At 59.4% G+C, this 21,858-nt stretch carries 19 protein-coding genes; 18 read left to right on the forward strand and 1 reads right to left on the reverse strand.

Annotated elements, in window-relative coordinates; all coding sequences use genetic code 11:
• Positions 1-55: 55 nt before the first annotated feature.
• Complete coding sequence (gene phhA / locus AB4N82_RS18235) at positions 56-847, reverse strand: phenylalanine 4-monooxygenase (RefSeq protein ID WP_122681135.1); 792 nt, start codon at positions 845-847, stop codon at positions 56-58.
• A 258-nt stretch (positions 848-1,105) separates the two neighbouring features.
• On the opposite strand from phhA, the gene AB4N82_RS18240 reads away from it, so the two are divergent.
• The 18 genes from AB4N82_RS18240 to fliE all read left to right on the forward strand — a co-directional run bounded on the left by AB4N82_RS18240 (position 1,106) and on the right by fliE (position 21,852).
• The gene (locus AB4N82_RS18240) at positions 1,106-2,668 is read left to right on the forward strand and encodes a sigma-54-dependent transcriptional regulator (protein ID WP_095185424.1); all 1,563 of its coding nucleotides are present in this window, start codon (positions 1,106-1,108) and stop codon (positions 2,666-2,668) included.
• A 271-nt stretch (positions 2,669-2,939) separates the two neighbouring features.
• Positions 2,940-3,680, forward strand: coding sequence for a flagellar basal body rod protein FlgF (locus AB4N82_RS18245; RefSeq protein ID WP_032887850.1), 741 nt, complete (start codon positions 2,940-2,942; stop codon positions 3,678-3,680).
• Positions 3,681-3,742: 62 nt separating this feature from the next.
• On the forward strand, positions 3,743-4,528 hold the full coding sequence (flgG, locus tag AB4N82_RS18250) for a flagellar basal-body rod protein FlgG (protein ID WP_032887852.1): 786 nt from the start codon (positions 3,743-3,745) through the stop codon (positions 4,526-4,528).
• Positions 4,529-4,581: 53 nt separating this feature from the next.
• Positions 4,582-5,277 (forward strand): flagellar basal body L-ring protein FlgH, encoded by a 696-nt coding sequence (gene flgH / locus AB4N82_RS18255; protein ID WP_032887854.1) that lies wholly within the window; start codon positions 4,582-4,584, stop codon positions 5,275-5,277.
• A gap of 27 nt (positions 5,278-5,304) precedes the next feature.
• Positions 5,305-6,393: a flagellar basal body P-ring protein FlgI gene (locus AB4N82_RS18260; RefSeq protein WP_081797739.1), complete on the forward strand. Its 1,089-nt coding sequence runs from the start codon at positions 5,305-5,307 to the stop codon at positions 6,391-6,393.
• A gap of 10 nt (positions 6,394-6,403) precedes the next feature.
• A complete protein-coding gene (gene flgJ / locus AB4N82_RS18265) occupies positions 6,404-7,669 on the forward strand; it encodes a flagellar assembly peptidoglycan hydrolase FlgJ (protein ID WP_032887857.1) in 1,266 nt (421 codons plus the stop codon).
• 10 nt (positions 7,670-7,679) lie between these two features.
• Positions 7,680-9,728, forward strand: a complete 2,049-nt coding sequence (gene flgK, locus AB4N82_RS18270) for a flagellar hook-associated protein FlgK (protein WP_099603014.1) — start codon at positions 7,680-7,682, stop codon at positions 9,726-9,728.
• Positions 9,729-9,742: 14 nt separating this feature from the next.
• Entirely contained in the window at positions 9,743-11,383 is a 1,641-nt protein-coding gene (locus AB4N82_RS18275; RefSeq protein ID WP_122764584.1) for a flagellar hook-associated protein 3, read from the forward strand.
• A gap of 276 nt (positions 11,384-11,659) precedes the next feature.
• Positions 11,660-12,589 (forward strand): ketoacyl-ACP synthase III, encoded by a 930-nt coding sequence (locus tag AB4N82_RS18280; protein ID WP_032887863.1) that lies wholly within the window; start codon positions 11,660-11,662, stop codon positions 12,587-12,589.
• A gap of 265 nt (positions 12,590-12,854) precedes the next feature.
• Positions 12,855-14,279: a flagellin N-terminal helical domain-containing protein gene (locus tag AB4N82_RS18285; protein ID WP_032887865.1), complete on the forward strand. Its 1,425-nt coding sequence runs from the start codon at positions 12,855-12,857 to the stop codon at positions 14,277-14,279.
• A 74-nt stretch (positions 14,280-14,353) separates the two neighbouring features.
• A complete protein-coding gene (locus AB4N82_RS18290; RefSeq protein ID WP_095185426.1) occupies positions 14,354-14,704 on the forward strand; it encodes a flagellar protein FlaG in 351 nt (116 codons plus the stop codon).
• A gap of 80 nt (positions 14,705-14,784) precedes the next feature.
• Entirely contained in the window at positions 14,785-16,176 is a 1,392-nt protein-coding gene (gene fliD, locus AB4N82_RS18295; RefSeq protein ID WP_095185427.1) for a flagellar filament capping protein FliD, read from the forward strand.
• 139 nt (positions 16,177-16,315) lie between these two features.
• A complete protein-coding gene (gene fliS, locus AB4N82_RS18300) occupies positions 16,316-16,720 on the forward strand; it encodes a flagellar export chaperone FliS (protein WP_032887870.1) in 405 nt (134 codons plus the stop codon).
• A 26-nt stretch (positions 16,721-16,746) separates the two neighbouring features.
• Positions 16,747-17,043, forward strand: coding sequence for a flagellar protein FliT (fliT, locus tag AB4N82_RS18305; RefSeq protein ID WP_028617332.1), 297 nt, complete (start codon positions 16,747-16,749; stop codon positions 17,041-17,043).
• Between the two features lie 170 nt (positions 17,044-17,213).
• Positions 17,214-18,689 carry a sigma-54 dependent transcriptional regulator gene (locus tag AB4N82_RS18310; RefSeq protein WP_032887872.1) on the forward strand — a complete coding sequence of 492 codons (1,476 nt, stop codon included), beginning with the start codon at positions 17,214-17,216 and terminating at the stop codon, positions 18,687-18,689.
• Between the two features lie 110 nt (positions 18,690-18,799).
• Positions 18,800-20,011 (forward strand): sensor histidine kinase, encoded by a 1,212-nt coding sequence (locus AB4N82_RS18315; protein ID WP_032888090.1) that lies wholly within the window; start codon positions 18,800-18,802, stop codon positions 20,009-20,011.
• Positions 20,012-20,017: 6 nt separating this feature from the next.
• Positions 20,018-21,394, forward strand: a complete 1,377-nt coding sequence (locus AB4N82_RS18320) for a sigma-54-dependent transcriptional regulator (protein WP_122754429.1) — start codon at positions 20,018-20,020, stop codon at positions 21,392-21,394.
• A 128-nt stretch (positions 21,395-21,522) separates the two neighbouring features.
• Positions 21,523-21,852 carry a flagellar hook-basal body complex protein FliE gene (fliE, locus tag AB4N82_RS18325; RefSeq protein WP_017134937.1) on the forward strand — a complete coding sequence of 110 codons (330 nt, stop codon included), beginning with the start codon at positions 21,523-21,525 and terminating at the stop codon, positions 21,850-21,852.
• Positions 21,853-21,858 lie beyond the last annotated feature (6 nt).

The raw sequence follows: 21,858 nt of genomic DNA on the forward strand, positions 1-21,858 counted from the left end.
CCCTAAAGCAACGCGGGGCCAGGGAACAGACTCACCTGGCCTTAAAAGCCACGGTTCACGCGGCCTTGGGTTTTGGCGGGAATTTCGGCGCATGCAACCCAAGCTGCATACCGCGCTCGACCATGCCCATGATGTCTTCCTGCGCGACTTCGAACAGGCGCTTGAGGTTGGGCAGTACGAAATACAGCGGTTGGAGGATGTCGATGCGATACGGCGTGCGCATCGCTTCCAGCGGGTCGAAGGCCTGGTGCTCGGGCTCGTCCGACAGGCAGTACACACTTTCCTTGGGCGACGACAAAATCCCGCCACCGTAGATGCGCCGACCCTCGGGCGTATCCACCAGGCCGAACTCGATGGTCATCCAGTACAGGCGCGCCAGGTACACCCGTTGCTCCTTGGTGGCTGCCAGGCCGAGCTTGCCGTACGTGTGAGTGAATTCGGCGAACCAGGGGTTGGTCAGCAGTGGGCAGTGGCCAAAGATCTCGTGGAAAATATCCGGCTCTTGCAGGTAGTCCAGTTCTTCACGGGTACGAATAAAGGTCGCCACCGGAAATTGCTTGTTAGCGAGCAATTCGAAGAAGGTCTGAAAGGGGATCAGCGCGGGGACCCGGGCCACTTGCCAGCCGGTGGTCTCGGCCAGCACTTTATTGATTTCGCCCAACTGTGGAATGCGGTCCAGGGGCAGGCCAAGTTTGTCGATACCGTCCAGGTATTCCTGGCAAGCGCGGCCTTCGATCACTTTCAACTGACGCGTGATCAGAGTGTTCCACACCGCGTGTTCTTCCGGCGGGTAGTGGATAAAACCTTGCGCATCGGGCTCGCGGGCCACGTACTGCGTCTGCTTCATACGGCTCTCCTGCTAGGCATTCGTTCTTGTTATGTCCTGCGATGAACCTATTGATAACCCGCGCGGAGCAGGATTCCATCTGTCTGTGAGCGGATCTTGTAGGAAAAAATACCGATTTTCGTAAAGTAATCGTTACGCTTGTGCGGTTCATCGCGCCGTTGGGCTGTGAAAAGCACATAAGCTGTCACATAATCTTGACGACTATCTGCGCCCAGCGACAAAAAGACGCGGCGCCTACCCACTTTTTCGGGCCCTTTCATGCGTATCAAAGTGCACTGCCAAAACCGCATCGGCATATTGCGGGACATTCTCAATCTGTTGGTGGAGTACGGCGTCAACGTCGCCAAGGGCGAGGTCGGCGGTGAGCATGGCAATGCCATTTACCTGTTTTGTCCGAACCTGGTGAACATGCAGTTCCAGGCATTACGTCCGCAGTTCGAAGCCATTGCCGGGGTGTTTGGCGTGAAAAGGGTAGGGCTGATGCCCAGCGAGCGCCGGCACATGGAGCTCAATGCCTTGCTCGGGGCGTTGGAGTTTCCAGTGCTGTCCATCGACATGGGCGGCTCCATTGTCGCCGCCAACCGCGCGGCGGCGCAGTTGCTCGGGGTGCGCGTGGACGAAGTTCCGGGCATTCCGCTGTCGCGCTACGCCGAGGACTTCGACTTGCCGGAACTGGTGCGCGCGAGCAAGTCGCGGATCAATGGTCTGCGGGTCAAGGTCAAGGGTGACGTGTTCCTGGCGGACATAGCGCCACTGCAATCCTCCGAGCATGACGACAGCGAGGCCATGGCTGGCGCCGTGCTGACCCTGCACCGCGCCGACCGCGTGGGCGAGCGCATCTACAACGTGCGCAAGCAGGAACTGCGCGGCTTTGACAGCATCTTCCAAAGCTCCAAAGTCATGGCGGCGGTGGTACGTGAAGCCCGGCGCATGGCGCCGTTGGACGCACCGCTATTAATAGAAGGCGAAACCGGCACTGGCAAAGAACTACTGGCCCGCGCCTGCCACCTGGCCAGCCCCCGTGGGCAATCGCCGCTGATGGCGCTCAATTGTGCTGGTCTGCCGGAGTCGATGGCTGAGACCGAGTTGTTTGGCTACGGCCCCGGCGCGTTCGAAGGCGCGCGGGCCGAAGGCAAGCTCGGGCTGCTGGAGCTAACGGCGGGCGGTACGTTGTTTCTCGATGGCGTGGGGGAAATGAGTGCGCGCTTGCAGGTGAAATTGCTGCGCTTCCTGCAGGATGGTTGCTTCCGTCGCGTGGGCAGTGATGAGGAGGTGTACTTGGATGTGCGGGTGATCTGCGCAACCCAGGTGGATTTGTCCGAACTCTGCGCCCGTGGCGAATTCCGCCAGGACCTTTATCACCGCCTCAACGTGCTGTCGTTGCACATCCCACCACTGCGCGAATGCCTTGATGGGCTGGGGCCGTTGGTTGAACACTTTCTTGACCAGGCCAGCCGTCAGATCGGCTGCCCACTGCCCAAGCTGGCGCCGGCGGCGATGGAGCGACTCAGTCACTACCACTGGCCGGGCAATGTGCGGCAGTTGGAAAACGTGCTGTTCCAGGCCGTGTCGTTGTGCGAGGGCGGGACGGTCAAGGCCGAGCATATTCGCTTGCCGGATTATGGCGTGCGTCAGCCCCTTGGCGATTTTTCCCTGGAGGGTGGGTTGGAGGCGATCGTCGGACGGTTCGAGAAGGCGGTGCTGGAGAGCCTGTATGCCGAGCACCCGAGCAGCCGGCAGTTGGGCAAGCGGCTGGGGGTATCGCACACCACCATCGCCAATAAGTTGCGCGATTACGAAATTCTGAAGGCTGATAAATAACCTGTGTGGTTGGGGGCTGCTTCGCAGCCCGGCGCGGGGCAAGCCCGCTCACCACAGCAAGCCCGCTCTCACATTTGATCTGCGTCGTTGCCGTAAGCGGCAGTAGTCCGCCGTTTTTTCGACTATCCCCAGTCCTTCAAATCCTGCTGAATCACCGCAAACCCCCGTCCTGCCTGGGTTTTCCCCTTTTTTTAAAAGTTGGTTCGCAAATTGCTTAAGCCTCATCAGTACAGCGGTGGGCGGCAAGCCTGCGTCAGAAAGAGGAAAGAATGTGGACAAGTACCTTTACGTGGCAATGACCGGCGCCAGCCAGAATGCTCTGGCGCAGAAGGCCCATGCCAACAACTTGGCGAACATTTCCACCAACGGCTTTCAACGTGACCTGGAACAGGCGCGTTCGATGCCGGTGTTCGGTGACAGCTTTCCGGCGCGGGCGTTTGCCCTGACCGAACGTCCAGCCACCGACTTCACCCCCGGCGCGATGATCGAAACCGGTCGTGATCTGGACGTGGCCGTAAACGGCGACGGTTGGATGGCGGTGCAAACCCCGGATGGCAGCGAAGCCTATGTGCGCAGCGCCAGCATGAACGTCGATGCGTTGGGCGTGCTGCGCGCCGGTAACGGCATGCCGATCATGGGCAACGGTGGCCCGATTGCCGTGCCGCCCCAGCAGAAGATCGAAGTCGGTTCCGACGGCACCATCAGCATCCGCGCCATGGGGGAAGGCCCACGGGTGATGGCTGAAGTGGACCGGATCAAGCTGGTCCAGCCCGACCTGAAGAATATGAATAAAGGCCTCGATGGCACCATTCACACCAAAGATGGCCAGCCGGCCGTGGCCGATGCGAGTGTCAAGCTGACCTCGGGTTTCCTGCAGGCAAGCAACGTCAATGCCGTGGAAGAAATGACGGCAGTGCTGGCGCTTTCCAAGCAGTTCGAGCTGCACATCAAGATGATGAACAGCGCCAAAGAAGACGACCAGGCCATGACTCGCGTCATGCAGATGAGCTGATCAGCGCTCACTCACTAATTTGCTAAACGGCGCCAACAAACAGGCGCACGAAGGAGAACACCATGCTTCCGGCTCTATGGGTTGCCAAAACAGGTCTGTCCGCCCAGGACACCAACCTGACCACCATTTCCAACAACTTGGCTAACGTGTCGACCACGGGCTTCAAACGTGACCGCGCCGAGTTCCAGGACTTGCTCTATCAGATCAAGCGCCAGCCAGGCGCCCAGTCGACCCAGGACAGCGAATTGCCGTCGGGCCTGCAATTGGGTACCGGTGTGCAAATCGTCGGCACCCAGAAGAACTTCAACGCCGGTAACCTGCAGCAAACCGGCCAGCCGCTCGACATGGCTATCAACGGCAAGGGCTTCTTCCAGATCCTGCAACCGGATGGGACCACCTCGTACACCCGTGATGGCACGTTCCACCTGGACGCCAACGGCCAGATCGTGACGGCCAACGGTTTCGCCCTGGAACCGGCCATCGTCGTGCCGAACAACGCCCAGACCTTCACCGTCGGCAACGACGGCACCGTGTCCATCACCGTGGCCGGTAACCCGGCATCGCAAGTGATCGGCAACCTGCAAACCGCCGACTTCATCAACCCGGCTGGCCTGCAGGCCATGGGTAATAACCTGTTCCTGGAAACCGCCTCCAGTGGCGCGCCGCAAATCGGCACCCCTGGCCTGAACGGTTTCGGCACCACGCTGCAAAGCACCCTGGAAACCTCCAACGTGAGCACCGTTGAAGAGATGGTCAACATGATCACCACTCAGCGCGCCTACGAGATGAACTCCAAGGTGATTTCCACCGCCGACCAGATGCTCTCGTTCGTAACGCAGAATCTGTAATCAAGTCTATGGGGCGCTCTTGAAGGCGCCTGCAACACCGTGAGGTATGGGTCATGAATCGCTATGTTTCCGTTTTGGCATTGAGTGGGATTGCCGTGCTCGCGGGCTGTGTCGCCCCGACGCCCAAACCCAATGACCCGTACTACGCGCCGGTGTTGCCGCGCACGCCGTTGCCGGCGGCGGCCAACAATGGCTCGATCTACCAGGCGGGTTTCGAACAGAACCTGTACAGCGACCGCAAGGCGTTCCGGGTCGGTGACATCATCACCATCACCCTGAACGAGCGGACCCAGGCCAGCAAGAACGCCAACTCGCAGATCGGCAAGACCAGCAAGGCCAGCATTGGCCTGTCCTCGCTGTTCGGCGGTGTGCCGAACACCAATAACCCATTGGGCAGCGGTGACTTGAGCCTCGATGCCGGCTACAGCGGCGACCGTGCTACCAACGGCAAGAGTGCGGCGGCGCAAGGCAACACACTGACCGGTTCGATCACCGTGACCGTGGCCGACGTGTTGCCTAACGGCATCATCGCTGTACGCGGTGAAAAGTGGATGACCCTCAATACAGGTGATGAACTGGTGCGCATCGCCGGCATGGTCCGTGCCGATGACATCGCCACCGACAACACCGTGCCGTCGACACGGATTGCCGATGCACGCATTACCTACTCGGGTACGGGTTCGTTTGCTGATGCGAGTCAGCCGGGTTGGTTCGACCGTTTCTTCCTTAGCCCGCTGTTCCCTTTCTAGGTGGCCACTTTGAAACTCAAACAGCTGATGGCTGCCGCACTCCTGCTTTCGTTAAGCGCTGTCGCCCAGGCCGAGCGCCTGAAAGACATTGCGAGCATCTCCGGCGTGCGTTCCAACCAGTTGATCGGTTACGGCCTGGTAGTGGGGCTCAACGGCACGGGTGACCAGACCACCCAGACCCCGTTCACTCTGCAGACCTTCAACAATATGCTCTCGCAGTTCGGCATCAAGGTGCCGGCGGGCTCGGGCAACGTGCAGCTCAAGAACGTCGCGGCCGTGTCTATCAGTGCCGACTTGCCGGCGTTCTCCAAGCCGGGTCAGGTGGTGGACATCACCGTGGCCTCCATCGGTAACTCGAAAAGCCTGCGCGGCGGCACGCTGCTGATGACACCGCTTAAAGGTATCGACGGTAACGTCTATGCCATCGCCCAGGGCAACCTGGTGGTGGGCGGGTTTGACGCCGAAGGTCGTGACGGTTCGAAGATTACCGTCAACGTGCCATCGGCCGGTCGTATTCCTGGCGGCGCCACGGTGGAACGTACCGTGCCCAGTGGTTTCAACCAAGGCAACAGCCTGACCCTGAACCTCAACCGTTCCGACTTCACCACCGCCAAGCGCGTGGTCGACAAGATCAACGACATGCTCGGCCCTGGCGTGGCCCAGGCCATCGACGGCGGCTCGATCCGTGTAACTGCGCCGCTGGACCCAAGCCAGCGTGTGGATTACCTGTCGATCCTGGAAAACCTTGAAGTCGACCCAGGCCAGGCGGTGGCCAAAGTCATCATCAACTCGCGCACCGGCACCATCGTGATCGGCCAGAACGTCAAGGTGTCGCCGGCAGCGGTGACCCACGGCAGCCTGACCGTGACCATCACCGAAGACCCGATCGTCAGCCAGCCTGGGCCGTTGTCCAATGGCCAGACGGCAGTAGTGCCGCGCTCGCGGGTCAATGCTCAGCAGGAAGCCAAGCCGATGTTCAAGTTCGGCCCCGGCACCACGTTGGATGAGATTGTCCGCGCGGTGAACCAGGTGGGCGCTGCGCCAGGCGACTTGATGGCAATTCTTGAAGCCCTGAAACAGGCCGGCGCCTTGCAAGCCGACCTGATCGTAATCTGAGGCCGTGGCCATGGATATGCGCAAGAGCGGGATCAGCAGCACGGCGGACTCGGGGTCTTACTCCGACTTGAACCGGCTTAACCAGCTCAAGGTCGGCGACGACAAGAACAGCGAAGGCAATATGCGCAAGGTGGCGCAGGAGTTCGAGTCGCTGTTCTTGAGCGAGATGCTCAAGTCGATGCGCTCGGCCACCGAGGCCCTGGGCAAAGACAACCCGATGAACACGCCTGCGGCCAAGCAATATCAGGAGATGTACGACCAGCAACTGGCGGTGTCGTTGTCCCGTGAGGGCGGTGGTATCGGCCTCGCCGACGTGCTGATGCGCCAGATGCAGAAGAACAAACCGGTGGACGCCGCTGCGGCCACTTTGCAGGGCCCGGCAGCCGCTGAACCGGTTAAGAAAGTCGACGTGCCGACGGAAATTGCCGCCGGCACCCAGGCCCAGGGTCCGCTGGGTCGCTCCAATGGCCAGCGTCCGTTGTGGGCCTACCGCGTGGCAGAGCCCCAGGCCGGTGCCGCTGCTGCCCATAGCAACGATATGGAGCTGATGAACCAGCGCCGGATCGCCTTGCCAAGCAAGCTGACCGATCGCCTGCTCGCCGGCATCGTCCCGAGCACCCAAGTGGCGACCGAGGCCAAGGCCGCGCCGCTGCGTAACAGTGCCTCCGATGACAACGTCGTCAATAGCACCGCACGCAGTTTTGCGGTGCCCAGCGACCGTATGCAGATCTACAGCCGCGCCGTGGCCCAGCCGCCGCTGGCACCGGCGAAGAAGGCGTTCAGTTCGCAGGACGAATTTGTCGCCACCATGTTGCCGATGGCCAAGGCGGCTGCGGCGCGCATTGGTATTGATCCGAAGTACCTGGTGGCCCAGGCCGCCCTGGAAACCGGTTGGGGCAAATCGGTGATGCGCGCCGAAGATGGCAGCAGCAGTCACAACCTGTTCGGCATCAAGGCCGGCCAGAGTTGGCAGGGCGGTCAGGCGCGTGCGATCACCAGCGAGTTTCGCGATGGCGCGATGGTCAAGGAAACGGCGCAGTTCCGTTCCTACGACTCCTACCAGGACAGCTTCCACGACCTGGTGACATTGCTGCAAAGCAATGATCGCTATAAAGAAGTTGTGAAGTCGGCCGACAACCCGGAACAGTTTGTGCGCGAGTTGCAAAAAGCCGGTTACGCCACCGATCCGGCCTACGCCAGTAAGATTTCGCAGATCGCAAAAACGATGAACAGTTATCAGAATTACGCTGCCGCGGGCGCGACCACTCATTTATAAGGTCTGAACCATGAGTTTGCTCAATATCGGGATGTCGGGGCTTAACGCCGCTCAAGGATCGTTGTCGGTCTTGAGTAACAACATCGCCAACGCCAATACCGCGGGCTATTCGCGTCAGCAGACCACCCAGAGCGCGAACGCGTCGAATCAGTACGGCGGCGTGTTCATCGGCAGCGGCACCACCCTGGCCGACGTGCGCCGGGTCTACAACGAATACCTGGACACCGCTTACCAGAACAGCACCTCGCTCAACAGTGATGCCAAGGCTTACCTGGACCAGATCAGTGCGGTCGACAAGACCCTGTCGGACAAGACCACCGGCATGTCCGCCGTGCTCAGCTCGTTCTTCGCGGCGGTGCAGACCGCCTCGGCCAGTCCGAACGATGCTTCGGCCCGTCAGATCCTGCTTACGAATGCCCAGACCCTGACCAACCGGTTCAACACCATCTCCAGCCAGTTGAGCCAGCAGAAAGAGACCATCAACAGCCAGTTGACCTCGATGAGCGATCAGGTCAACCAACTGACGTCGTCGATTGCGTCCCTCAACAAGCAGATCGCCCAGGTACAGGGTTCGTCGAACACCTCCCCGGCCAACCTGCTGGACTCCCGTGCCGAGGCTGTGCGCTCGCTCAATGAGTTGATCGGCGTGACCGCCACGGAAAAGAACGGCGTGTTCAGCCTCAGCACCGGCAGTGGCCAGTCCCTGGTGCTGGGCGATCAGTCCAGCAGCATTTCCGCGGTGCCGAGCAAGAGCGACACCAGCCAGTACACGATCCAGCTCAATGCGCCGGGCGGTACCGCCCTGGACTTGGGCAACGTGATCAGTGGCGGCAGCATCGGTGGCCTGCTGCGTTATCGCAGCGATGCGCTGATGCCGGCAATCAATGACTTGGGGCGTATCGCGATTGTCACTGCCGATGCGCTCAACAGCCAGTTGGGCCAAGGCCTGGACCTCAATGGCGAGTTCGGCGCCTCGATGTTCACCGACATCAATAACGCAGCCTCCGTTGCCCTGCGCAGCCAGGCGGCCCAAGGCAACCTGGGCGACGGCGCCCTGGGCGTGACGATCAAAGACAGCAGCCAGTTGACCAACTTCGATTACAAGGTCAGCTTCAACGATGGGACCAATCTCAACAAGGTGACGGTCCTGCGATCCGACGGCAAGGCTATGGGTACTTATGACCTGAGTGCCACGCCGCCGCCGGTTATCGACGGTTTCACCCTGGCGGTCCAGAGCGGCGCAGTGCAGGCGGGTGACAGCTTCAAGGTCAGCCCGACCGCCAACGGCGCCAAGGAAATCGGCACCGTGCTCAGCGATCCGAGCAAGATTGCCTTTGCCGCGCCGTTGCAGGGCGAGGCGGGTAAAACCAACCAGGGCACCGGCACCTTTACGCCGCCGACCCTCACAGTGCCTCTGGATATCCAGGGTGGCGCCGACACCGCGCAATTGCGTACGGGCATTGAGCACTCGATGCCGGTAACGATGGTCTTTGGTAAGCCCGCGGCCGATGGCACTCAGGCTTACACCCTCAGCAACGCCCAGGGTGATCCGATCGGCTCCGGCACTATCATTCCAGGCCAGGCCAACAAGATCAGCATCAGCGTGCCGATGCGCGATGCCGGCGGTGTCTTGTTGTCGCCAGCCAAGAGCTTCAGCTTCGACACCACGGTGGGCGGTTCGCCAGCGAACGGCGACAGCACCTCCTTCTCGTTCAATGCCTCCGGCAAGTCCGACAACCGTAACGCCCAGGCTCTGCTCAACCTGCAGACCAAGTCAACCGTAGGCCTCGCGGCCGATGGCAGTGGCGGCACCAGTCTGGTGGGGGCCAACAGCAAGTTGGTCTCGACCGTCGGCGCCAAGGCCGCAGCGGCCACCACAGACACCACGGCGACCAACGCGCTGTTGACGGCCAACAAGAACGCACGCAACTCCGTATCCCAGGTCAACCTGGATGAAGAAGCGGGCGACATGATCAAGTTCCAGCAGTACTACACAGCGTCGTCGCAGATCATCAAGGCTGCGCAAGAAACCTTCAGCACGCTGATCAATAGTCTTTAAGGGAGTCTGGGACGATGCGCATTTCTACACAGCAGTATTTCGACACCAGTGCCAGCAAGTATCAGAACAATTATTCAGGTGTGGTGCAGGCCCAGCAGCAGGCCAGCTCCGGCGTGCGTGTGCAGACCGCCGCCGATGATCCGGTGGCTGCCCAGCGCTTGCTGATGCTGCAACAGCAGAAAGATATGCTGTCGCAGTACAGCGGCAATATCACCAGTATTCAGAACAAGCTGACTAACGAAGAAAGCATCCTGGATGCGATCAACACCACGATCCAGGCCGGCAGCCAACTGGCGCTGCGTGCCGGTGGCGTGACCAGTGATGCTGACCGCAAGTCTATTTCGGTTGAGGTGGGCGCACTTGAGGATCAACTGTTGGGCTTGCTCAACAGCAAGGACTCGGCCGGCAACTATCTGTTCTCAGGCTCCAAGACCGACACGCCGCCGTACTCGCGCAACAACGATGGTACTTACAGCTATCAGGGCGACGAGAACGAGCTGAGCCTGCAGGTATCCGAGACCCTGACGGTTCGCACCGGCGACACCGGCAAGACCATCCTGGAAGGGGCGGTCAATACCAGTCGCACCCAGTCCAATTACCTCGCGCCTGCCACTGCGCCGGTGGCGCCTGCGATTTCGCCGCCGCTGGTCGACGACCACAAGGTCGCCTTATCGAGCGGCCTTGTGACTTCGGGTTCCGACTACACCCGGCAGTTTGCCGACGGCCAGCCGTACAAACTGACGTTCACCAGTAGCACCCAGTACGTCATTACCGACAAAGACAACAACGACATTACTTCGCAGGTTGCCGGTAACGGGACGTTCGACTCCACCAAGGAAGGCAGCGCCAGCGTCAACCTGCGTGGCGTCAAGTTCGATATCACGTTAGACCTGACCGACCTTGCCACCGGACCTGATGCCGATGCGCTGGTCAAGGGGCGTGAGTTCAGCCTCAGTGCCAAGCCTGACGGGTTCAACATCGCTCGAACCCCGAGCAACACTTCCAGCGCGCAATTGACCAATGCCAGCGTCAGCAGTGCGGCCAACTATTCGAGCACGTTTCCTAACAGCGGCGTATTGATCAAGTTCGACGACACCGACCCGACGGCCTATAAGGTCTATGCCCAGCCGTATAACGCCGGCAGCAAACCGATCGTGGACAATGGCGTCATCACTCCCGGCACCGGCACCCCGCCAGGCCCGAGCACCATCACGGCGGCAGGCGTTACCTTCGAACTGAGCGGCACGCCGAACGTTGGCGACCAGTTTTCGGTGGGCAACACCACCCAAAAAACCCAGAACGCCCTCGATACCCTGGGCCAACTGCGTATGGCTCTGGAGCAACCGGCAGACGGCATTCCGGGCGCGCGGGTCAAACTTCAGGACGCCTTGAATGCCGCCGTCAGTAACCTGACCAGCTCGGCCGACCAAGTGGACAACGTACGTGGCTCCATCGGTGCGCGTGAGAATGCGTTGACGGTGCAGGCCAGCGCAAACACTAGCATCAGCTTGGCCAACACCACGACCATGAGTGCACTGGCCAACGTCGACATGGGTGAGGCGGCGATCAACCTGACGCTGCAGCAAACCATGCTCGAAGCCTCGCAGCTGGCGTTCGTGAAAGTCTCGCAGTTGAGCCTGTTCAACAAGATGTAAGTGGCGCCAAGTCAAGCGGCCCGCTCTGGAAACAGGGCGGGCCGTTGTCGTTTCTGGGGTTAAATTGTTGAAACGTTTTGCATAAAGCGCACAAAATTGAGTGACCTGTGAGTCATAAAGCGCATCTTCACTGTATCGTGTGAAAAGGATAAGTCGTCACAGGGTCCTTGCGGGGCGGCTTTCAGCGAGATTTTTATGGGGTTATCCCCTTTATTGTCAGCACTCCGGGCGCAGTCCTCGGGGTGTTCTCCAGCTATTTAGTATTGGGAAGCCACAATGATTGGCATAAAAAGCATCGCCAGTTACGTGCCGGCAGACGGGATCGATAACTACGCCCAGGGTGCCAAATTCGCCAAGGATGAAGAATTCATCATTGGCAAGATCGGTTCTGCGTTCCTGCCGCGCAAGGAAGCCGCGCAGGAAACCTCCGATCTGTGTGTCGAGGCGGTTAACGCTTTGTTTGCCAACAACCCGGATCTGAAGCGCGAATCGATTGATGCGCTGATCGTCGTCACCCAGAACGGTGATGAAGAGGGTTTGCCCCACACCGCCGCGATCGTCCAGGACAAACTGGGCCTGCCGACGCATGTGGCGGCCTTTGATATTTCCCTGGGCTGCTCCGGCTACGTCTACGGTATCTACGCGATGAAGGGCTTCATGGAAGCCACTGGCCTGAAAAACGGGCTGCTGATCACCGCCGACCCGTATTCGAAGATCGTCGACCCGGAAGACCGTAACACCACCATGCTGTTCGGCGACGCCGCTACCGCCACCTGGATGGGTGAAGACGCGCCGTGGTTGCTGGGCAAGTCCAAATTCGGCACCGACGGTTCCGGCGCACCGCACTTGAAGGTCAGTGATGGCGTGTTCTTCATGAACGGCCGCCAGGTCTTCAACTTCGCCTTGCTCAAGGTGCCGGCGCATTTGCACGAGCTGCTCAACGAGTCGGACCTCAAGGCTGATGAGATCGACGCGTTCTGCATTCACCAGGGCAGTGCGGCCATCGTTGATGCCGTGGCACGCCGTTTTGAAGATGCCCCGGTGGACAAGTTCATCAAGGACATGGTCGAGACCGGCAACACCGTGTCGTCGAGCATTCCACTGCTGCTGGAAAAGCACGTGATGGACGCCAAGTGGAAGCGCGTGGCAATCAGCGGTTTTGGTGTGGGTCTGTCGTGGGGTTCGGCGATTCTCTATCGCCCGTGACGCTTTAATAGGCTGCATAAAAAAACGCCGATGATCTAGAGATCATCGGCGTTTTTTATTTGGCGCCAGAAAAGCCAATGAATCCGGGGTTTTGAGCTGATGTAAGCCGTTGAATTGCAAAGGGTGGCACGGCGCCAGTAAAAAAAATCAAAAAAATCCTCAAGCAACTGCCTACCACGACGATAACTATTACGTAGGTTCTCAGGCCACACCCGGCGGTTGCCAGGGCCGGAAGCCGCAGTATCCATCCAACGAGGATTTCGTCATGGCTTTAACAGTAAACACCAACATTGCTTCGATCACTACTCAGGGCAACCTGAACAAAGCTGGCGGCGCCCTGGCCACTTCCATGCAGCGCCTGTCTTCCGGCCTGCGTATCAACAGCGCTAAAGACGACGCAGCTGGCCTGCAGATCGCTAACCGCCTGACCAGCCAAATCAACGGCCTGGGTCAAGCAGTAAAAAACGTGAACGACGGTATCTCCATCGCTCAGACCGCTGAAGGCGCGATGCAGGCTTCGACCGACATCCTGCAAAAAATGCGTACCCTGGCTCTGTCTTCCGCTACTGGCTCCCTCAGCGCTGACGACCGTAAGTCGAACAACGACGAATACCAGGCTCTGACTTCGGAACTGACCCGTATCTCGCAAACCACTACTTTCGGTGGCCAGAAGCTGCTGGACGGTTCGTACGGTACCAAAGCTATCCAGGTTGGCGCTAACGCTAACGAAACCATCAACCTGAGCCTGGAAAACGTTGCAGCCAACAACATTGGTTCGCAGCAGGTCAAAACCAAGGCCATCGTGCCTAGCGCAACTGGCCTGGCTGGCGGCGACATCACTGTTACCGGCAACGGTCAGACCAAAACCGTAACTTACGCTGCAGGCGCTTCGGCTAAAGACATCGCTGCGGGCCTGAACGGTTCGATCGGTGGCCTGACCGCTACCGCCAGCACTGAAGTCAAACTGGAAGTAGGCGCTGCCACTCCGTCGAACTTCAAACTGGCTGTAGGTAGCGGTGCCGCTGTTGATTTCGTCGGCGTGAAGGACCTGGCCGGCCTGGCTGACCAGCTGAAATCGAACGCTGCCAAACTGGGCATCAGCGTTAACTACGACGAATCCAACAAAACCCTGTCGGTTAAGTCGGATTCCGGCGAAAACCTGTCGTTCTCGGGTGCTGATGCCAACGCCCAGGCCAACATCCTGGTTGGCGCTAAAGACGGCGCTGGCGCATTCGCCACCCCGGCTGCTCTGGGTGCTGCTGCAATCGTTGTGACCGGTCAGGTTTCCCTGGATTCGGCTAAAGGCTACTCCCTGAGCGACGCTGGTACTGGTGTATCGGACTTGTTCTCGGCTGCTACCGTTTCGTCGACCAAGACCACCATCTCTAACACCGACGTGACCGACGCTACCAACGCTCAAAACGCGCTGGCTGTTATCGACAAGGCCATCGGCACCATCGACGGCGTTCGTTCGGGCCTGGGTGCTACCCAGAACCGTCTGACTACCACTGCAGACAACCTGCAGAACATTCAGAAGAACTCCACCGCTGCACGTTCCACCGTTCAGGACGTCGACTTCGCTTCCGAAACCGCCGAACTGACCAAGCAACAAACCCTGCAGTCGGCTTCCACCGCGATCCTGTCGCAGGCTAACCAGCTGCCATCCGCTGTACTGAAGCTGCTTCAGTAATCCCAGCGCTTGGTAACTAACGGAAGGGCGCGTCTACGTGCCCTTCCGTTTTTTCGGTTTAGAGGAGATTGGACATGGACATGAGTGTAAAGCTGAACCAGTCTTATCCGCCGGTTGCACCTCAAAGCGCACCTGCCAAGGTAGTGGCTGACAACAACGTTCTGAATGTCCAGGCAACGCCCGCGATTAGCCAAGAGCCCGCACGCGCCGACCTGGAAAAAGCAGTCACCGATATTCGCGATTTCGTTCAAGCTACCCAGCGTAGCCTCGATTTTTCCATTGATGATTCCACCCACCGTGTGGTGGTCAAGGTCATCAATACCGACAATGGTGAAGTGATTCGCCAGATTCCGTCGGAAACAGCATTGAAGCTGGCACAGAACCTCAGCAGCGCAAGCAACCTGTTGTTTGACGACAAGGCCTGAGCTGGCATGAAACTTGTTGCTGTCCTGTCTTGAGGCGTAATAAGTCAAGATAACGGCAGCCACCGAACAGGAGATAGATGATGGCGGGTTCAACGGTAAGTGGTATCGGTTCGAACATCGATACGCAAGCGATCGTGACATCCTTGGTTAACGCCGAAAAGGTGCCCAAGCAAACGCAGATCAATACCGCGTCCGCGAAAGCGACCACCACGCTGTCTTCGATCGGCAAGGTTCAGGCAGCGCTGGATGCGTTTCGTAGCGCCCTGGACACCATGTCCAAGGACAGCAGCTTCACCGGTTTGAGCGGTTCGTCGTCGGATGAAAAGACCGCGACCATGACGGCCAGCAATACGGCCTCGAACGGCAGCTTCCGGTTGATCGTCGACCAGTTGGCCCAGGCGTCCAAGCTGTCGAGCAAGAACTTCAGCGGTGGCACTTCGACGGTTGTGAACGCGACGGATAAGCCGACCACGTTGACCATCAGTCAGTCCGGCAAGGCTTACGACCTCAGCGTTCCAGCGGGCGCGACCCTGCAGCAGGTACGTGACTCGATCAATACGCAGTTTGGCACGTCGGGGCTGAGTGCCAACATCCAGACCGATTCCAACGGTTCTCGATTGATCCTGACCTCTACCAATATGGGGACGGGCTCGGACCTCACGCTGTCTGGCACCTCGGGGCTGGATGTGGGCGCCACGGTCGTTGATTATCCCAAGGATGCGCAATACAGCATCGATGGTGTTTCGTCTGTGTCCAAGTCCAACACCATCACTGGTGCTCTTAGTGGCGTGGATATCAAGCTGGTAGCTACGTCGACTTACAAAACGGGCACTACGGGTGACAAGAACGCCACGCTCATCACCGTCAGCACCAACAACACCGCGCTCAAGTCCGGGGTCAAGGGGTTCATTGACACCTACAACGCCCTGATCACAGCGATGAACGCCGAAACCAAGGTCACCACGAACCTGGACGGCAGCACCACTGCGGCAGCGTTGACGGGTGACTCGACCATGCGTTCGTTGCAGAGCACGATCCGCAATGAGTTCAACGCGCTGTCGGGCAACGGGGCCTTCAAGTCCCTGGCTCAGTTCGGCGTGACCACCAGTTCGACCACTGGTCTGCTGGCGATTGATGACAAAAAGTGGGACGCGGCGGTTAAAACCAACGGCGCCGACATCAACAGTATGTTCAGCGGTAAAGACGGCATGCTGGCGCGGATGAAAAGCGCCACGGATGACTTTGCCAAGGCGAGCACCGGTATCTTGGCGACGCGTTCGACGTCCTTGTCGGACACGCTGAAGGACCTGACCAAAGACCAGGCCACGCTCGACGAGCGCATGACCCTGCTCACCAACAGCCTGTCGGCCAAATACAACGCCATGGACACCCTGGTCGCCCAATTGCGCCAGCAAAGCACCAGCGTCATGACCACGCTCAACGCCTTGAACAACGTCAAGACCAATAGCTGATGCCTGCGCATGAAAAAGGCCAGGCAATCTGCCTGGCCTTTTTTTATCGCGGGACAACTGGCCCTAAAGCTTTTTGCGAACCCGTCGACATATTGGTTACTAGAATCCTTTTCGCTGTCGCCCGTCACGAGGTAGAAACATGAATCCCATGAGAGCCCTTCGCCAATACCAGAAGGTCAATTCCCATGCTCAGATCTCCGAAGCCAGCCCTCATCGCCTGGTGCAGATGCTGATGGAAGGCGGGCTCGACCGCATGGCCCAGGCCAAGGGCGCGCTGGCGCGTGGCGACATCGCCCAGAAGGGGCTGATGCTCGGCAAGGCCATCGATATCGTGATCGGCCTGCGTGACGGCCTGAACGCTGAAAAGAGTGATAACCCGGCTTACGTTCAGCAGTTGGAAAGTCTGTATGCGTACATGACCAACCGTCTGATGGAAGCCAACCTGCATAACGACGCTGACATGATCGACGAAGTTGCCCGTTTGATGATTACCGTTAAAGAAGGCTGGGATGCGATTGGCGCGCCACAGGCTGCAGCAGAATAAGGCCTGGGTGCCTTGAGGAACACGTCATGAGCCAAGCACTGCAACGCATTGATGAAACCCGTGAGGCGCTGATGGGCGCGCTGGCAGACCGTAACTGGGACGCCATTGGCGAGCTGGATATGGGCTGTCGCGACGTGATCGAGCAGGTGCTCAGCGAAGCACCGGTGGATGAGGATGCGTTGCGTGAAAAGCTTGAGAGTCTGTTGGCGGTATACCAGCAATTGCTTGAGGTGACGACCGGCGAACGCCAGGCGATTTTCGAAGAGATGTCGCAGATCAACCAAGCGAAAAATGCGTCAAAGGTTTACCATCTGTTCGGCTGAACAGTCGAAGTTAATCCTACCGGCGCGTCATAAATTTGACCGTGCCAGCATTTTTGACTTAACTAGTGCTGTTTTCAGATTTCAGACGTCTATAAGGTAAGAAGTCTTACAGGCGCCTCGATTGCCCTCAATCTCGGGGCAGGAAGTTTTACTAGGGAAGTTGCTATTGCATGTGGCGTGAAACCAAAATTCTGCTAATCGATGACGATAGCGTCCGCCGCCGCGACTTGGCGGTGATTTTGAATTTTCTTGGCGAAGAAAATCTGCCCTGCGGTAGCCATGACTGGCAGCAGGCGGCCAGCTCATTGTCATCGAGCCGTGATGTCATTTGTGTGCTGATCGGGACAGTAAATGCTCCAGGCGCTGTTTTGGGCTTGTTAAAGACACTGTCTACGTGGGATGAGTTCCTTCCGGTCCTGCTGATTGGTGATATTTCTTCTGTCGAGCTGCCGGAAGACCAGCGCCGCCGCGTGCTTTCCAGCCTGGAAATGCCTCCCAGCTACAGCAAATTGCTTGATTCCCTGCACCGTGCCCAGGTCTATCGCGAGATGTACGACCAGGCCCGCGAGCGCGGTCGCCACCGCGAACCTAATCTATTCCGCAGCCTTGTCGGCACCAGCCGCGCCATCCAGCACGTGCGCCAGATGATGCAGCAAGTGGCCGATACCGACGCCAGCGTGCTGATCCTCGGCGAGTCGGGCACTGGCAAAGAAGTGGTCGCGCGTAACCTGCATTACCACTCCAAGCGCCGCGACGGGCCATTTGTGCCGGTCAACTGCGGGGCGATCCCTGCAGAGCTGCTCGAAAGCGAACTGTTCGGCCATGAGAAGGGCGCCTTTACCGGGGCGATCACCAGCCGTGCCGGGCGTTTCGAACTGGCCAACGGCGGCACCCTGTTCCTTGACGAAATCGGCGACATGCCGCTGCCGATGCAGGTCAAGCTGTTGCGCGTATTGCAAGAGCGCACCTTCGAGCGCGTGGGCAGCAACAAGACCCAGAGCGTCGACGTACGCATCATCGCCGCTACCCACAAGAACCTCGAAAGCATGATCGAGGTGGGCAGCTTTCGTGAAGACTTGTACTACCGCCTAAACGTTTTCCCAATCGAGATGGCCCCGCTGCGTGAGCGCGTGGAAGACATCCCGCTGCTGATGAATGAACTGATCTCGCGCATGGAACACGAAAAGCGCGGCTCGATTCGCTTCAACTCCGCTGCGATCATGTCCCTGTGCCGCCATGGCTGGCCGGGCAACGTCCGTGAGCTGGCCAACCTGGTGGAGCGCATGGCGATCATGCACCCCTACGGTGTGATCGGCGTGGTCGAGCTGCCGAAGAAATTCCGCTACGTCGACGACGAAGACGAGCAGATGGTCGACAGCCTGCGCAGTGACATGGAAGAGCGGGTCGCCATCAACGGCCACACCCCGGACTTCGGTTCTACCGCCATGCTGCCGCCGGAAGGTCTCGACCTCAAAGACTACCTCGGCAACCTGGAGCAAGGCTTGATCCAACAGGCCCTGGACGACGCCAACGGCATCGTCGCCCGGGCCGCCGAGCGCCTGCGTATCCGTCGAACCACCCTGGTGGAGAAGATGCGCAAGTACGGTATGAGCCGCCGAGAAGGTGATGAACAGGCAGATGATTGACGCCTGTTTTTCAAGCCGCTGATTAATCAGCGGTTTTTTTTCGGCACAAGTATTGCTACAGCCCTCGCAACGTTCCGTTTAACTGACGGTCAGCCAAGCGAGAGAGCATGATGCCCCACGCCGCCCAACTATCTTCGGCCCCTGCCATCCAGGGACTGATTGCGCCTGTAGAACCGCAGACCCGCCAGGGTCTTGAACAAGCGTTCTCGCAGTTCAACCAGATGTCGAGCCAACTGACTGATTCCTACAGCCTGCTGGAGGCCCGGGTCTGCGAGCTGAAAGGCGAACTGGCGGTGGTTAGCGCCCAGCGCATGCAAGAGCTGGCCGAGAAAGAGCGCTTGGCCAACCGTCTGCAGAACCTGCTGTCGCTGCTGCCCGGTGGCGTTATCGTCATTGACGAAGAGGGCCGCGTGCGCGAAGCCAATCCGGCAGCCTGCGACATGCTCGGCCTGCCGCTGGAAGGCGAGCTGTGGCGCCACGTCATTACCCGCTGCTTTGCGCCGCGCGAGGATGATGGTCACGAAATCTCCCTTAAAGACGGGCGCCGCCTGTCCATCGCTACCCGTTCCCTGGACGCTGAGCCAGGGCAATTGGTGCTGCTCAACGACCTGACCGAAACCCGTCACCTGCAAGACCAATTGGCGCGCCACGAGCGTTTGTCCTCGTTGGGCCGAATGGTCGCTTCTTTGGCGCATCAAATCCGTACGCCGTTGTCGGCGGCCTTGATTTACGCCAGTCATTTGACTGATGAACAATTGCCCGCTGCCACACAGCAGCGGTTTGCTGGCCGTCTCAAAGAGCGCCTGCACGAACTGGAGCATCAGGTACGCGACATGTTGGTGTTTGCCCGCGGCGAATTGCCGCTGACTGACCGCGTGACACCTGCCCAATTGATGCAGGCCCTGCAAGCGGCGGCGGCCACCCATATTCAAGACACTCAGGTGCGTTGGCAGTGCGACAGCCACCTTGGCGAGTTGCTGTGCAATCGCGACACCCTGGTGGGCGCGTTGCTTAACCTGATCGAAAACGCTATCCAGGCCAGCGGCCCGGGCGCACGGCTCAAGGTGCACCTGTACAACCGCGAGCAAACCCTGCGCCTGTGCATCAGCGACAGCGGTGCTGGCATTGATCCTGTGGTGCTTAAGCGCCTTGGCGAACCCTTTTTCACCACCAAGACCAATGGAACCGGCCTCGGCCTGACCGTGGTCAAGGCTGTGGCGCGTGCCCATCAGGGAGAATTGCAGCTGCATTCCCGACTGGGGCGTGGCACGTGTGCATTGATGAGCTTGCCGCTGTTTTCATGCGCGGCAAGCGCGGAGTAAAAAGTAATGGCTATCAAGGTTCTGTTGGTGGAAGACGATCGCGCCCTGCGTGAAGCATTGGCGGACACGCTGCTGTTGGCGGGTCATGACTACCGGGCGGTCGGTTCTGCCGAGGACGCCTTGGACGCGGTGGAGCAGGAAACCTTCAGCCTGGTGGTCAGTGACGTGAACATGCCCGGCATGGACGGCCACCAGTTACTGGCCTTGCTGCGCGCGCGCCAACCGCAACTGCCGGTGTTGCTGATGACTGCTCACGGCGCGGTGGAGCGTGCGGTGGACGCCATGCGCCAAGGCGCGGCGGATTACCTGGTCAAGCCGTTCGAACCCAAGGCGCTGATCGAACTGGTGGCGCGGCACGCCCTGGGTGTTATCCCTGCCAACGAAGGCGAAGGCCCGATTGCCTTCGAGCCGGCCAGTGCGCAATTGCTTGAGCTGGCGGCCCGGGTGGCGCGCAGTGATTCCACGGTGCTGATCTCCGGCGAGTCCGGTACCGGTAAAGAGGTGCTGGCACGTTACATCCACCAGCAATCCACTCGCGCCAAACAACCGTTCATCGCCATCAATTGCGCGGCGATCCCCGACAACATGCTTGAAGCCACCTTGTTCGGTCATGAAAAAGGCTCGTTCACTGGTGCCATCGCGGCCCAGGCCGGCAAGTTCGAACAGGCCGATGGCGGCACCATTCTGCTGGATGAAATCTCGGAAATGCCTCTGGGCCTGCAAGCCAAGCTGCTGCGGGTGCTGCAAGAGCGCGAAGTGGAGCGCGTCGGTGCGCGTAAACCGATCCAGTTGGATATCCGTGTGGTCGCCACCACCAACCGCGACCTCGCTGGCGAAGTGGCGGCGGGGCGCTTCCGCGAAGACCTGTTCTACCGGCTATCAGTATTCCCCCTGGCCTGGCGCCCGCTGCGTGAGCGTCCGGCGGACATCATTCCGCTGGCCGAGCGGTTGCTGAACAACCACGTCAAAAAAATGAAGCACGCCCAGGCGCGGCTCTCGGCCGAGGCGCAAGCGTGTCTCATCAGCTATCCCTGGCCGGGCAACGTGCGCGAGTTGGATAACGCCATCCAGCGCGCGCTGATTCTGCAACAGGGTGGCTTGATCCAGCCCCAGGATTTCTGCCTGGCCATGGGCAGTGGTGCGGCCCCATTGCCTACCTTGGCGCCCACGCCGGTGGTTGCAGAGGCTGAGTCTGCCGGTGCCCTGGGTGACGACCTGCGTCGCCGCGAATTCCAGATGATCATCGACACCCTGCGCGCCGAGCGCGGCCGTCGCAAAGAGGCCGCCGAGCGTCTGGGCATCAGCCCGCGCACCCTGCGCTACAAACTGGCGCAGATGCGCGACGCCGGGATGGACGTCGAGGCGTATCTGTTCGCCACATAACCGGTAACAACGTCGATAAGGTTTGTCGCCTTTTCTTACGAGTTGATACAGAGCTGGCACCCTTGTTGCTACCTCCCCTAGTAATCGCTGCGTAGTGTCAAAAATTTGCGGGTTGGAGAGAGAAGTTCATGAGCCAGGGTATTGAGTTCAATCGGTTGATGTTGGATATGCGCTCCATGCAAATGGATGCCATGGCTCAACCGAAATCCGTCGCGCCAGCGCCGGAATTGGGCCAAAGCAGCTTCGCCGACATGCTCGGCCAGGCCATCAACAAAGTCAGTGACACCCAGCAAGCTTCCAGCCAGTTGGCCACCGCGTTCGAGATCGGCAAAAGCGGCGTGGACCTCACCGATGTGATGGTCGCCTCGCAAAAGGCCAGCGTCTCCTTTCAAGCTCTGACCCAAGTGCGTAACAAGTTGGTTCAGGCCTATCAAGACATCATGCAGATGCCGGTTTAAGGGCGA

It is taken from the genome of Pseudomonas sp. H1_D04 (genome assembly GCF_054683855.1).

Bases quoted from the DNA above. Each gene is read 5' to 3' on its own strand.
- phhA (WP_122681135.1), bottom strand. From the start codon at position 847: ATGAAGCAGACGCAGTACGTGGCCCGCGAGCCCGATGCGCAAGGTTTT.
- AB4N82_RS18240 (WP_095185424.1), top strand. From the start codon at position 1,106: ATGCGTATCAAAGTGCACTGCCAAAACCGCATCGGCATATTGCGGGAC.
- flgG (WP_032887852.1), top strand. From the start codon at position 3,743: ATGCTTCCGGCTCTATGGGTTGCCAAAACAGGTCTGTCCGCCCAGGAC.
- flgH (WP_032887854.1), top strand. From the start codon at position 4,582: ATGAATCGCTATGTTTCCGTTTTGGCATTGAGTGGGATTGCCGTGCTC.
- AB4N82_RS18260 (WP_081797739.1), top strand. From the start codon at position 5,305: ATGGCTGCCGCACTCCTGCTTTCGTTAAGCGCTGTCGCCCAGGCCGAG.
- flgJ (WP_032887857.1), top strand. From the start codon at position 6,404: ATGGATATGCGCAAGAGCGGGATCAGCAGCACGGCGGACTCGGGGTCT.
- flgK (WP_099603014.1), top strand. From the start codon at position 7,680: ATGAGTTTGCTCAATATCGGGATGTCGGGGCTTAACGCCGCTCAAGGA.
- AB4N82_RS18275 (WP_122764584.1), top strand. From the start codon at position 9,743: ATGCGCATTTCTACACAGCAGTATTTCGACACCAGTGCCAGCAAGTAT.
- AB4N82_RS18280 (WP_032887863.1), top strand. From the start codon at position 11,660: ATGATTGGCATAAAAAGCATCGCCAGTTACGTGCCGGCAGACGGGATC.
- AB4N82_RS18285 (WP_032887865.1), top strand. From the start codon at position 12,855: ATGGCTTTAACAGTAAACACCAACATTGCTTCGATCACTACTCAGGGC.
- AB4N82_RS18290 (WP_095185426.1), top strand. From the start codon at position 14,354: ATGGACATGAGTGTAAAGCTGAACCAGTCTTATCCGCCGGTTGCACCT.
- fliD (WP_095185427.1), top strand. From the start codon at position 14,785: ATGGCGGGTTCAACGGTAAGTGGTATCGGTTCGAACATCGATACGCAA.
- fliS (WP_032887870.1), top strand. From the start codon at position 16,316: ATGAATCCCATGAGAGCCCTTCGCCAATACCAGAAGGTCAATTCCCAT.
- fliT (WP_028617332.1), top strand. From the start codon at position 16,747: ATGAGCCAAGCACTGCAACGCATTGATGAAACCCGTGAGGCGCTGATG.
- AB4N82_RS18310 (WP_032887872.1), top strand. From the start codon at position 17,214: ATGTGGCGTGAAACCAAAATTCTGCTAATCGATGACGATAGCGTCCGC.
- AB4N82_RS18315 (WP_032888090.1), top strand. From the start codon at position 18,800: ATGCCCCACGCCGCCCAACTATCTTCGGCCCCTGCCATCCAGGGACTG.
- AB4N82_RS18320 (WP_122754429.1), top strand. From the start codon at position 20,018: ATGGCTATCAAGGTTCTGTTGGTGGAAGACGATCGCGCCCTGCGTGAA.
- fliE (WP_017134937.1), top strand. From the start codon at position 21,523: ATGAGCCAGGGTATTGAGTTCAATCGGTTGATGTTGGATATGCGCTCC.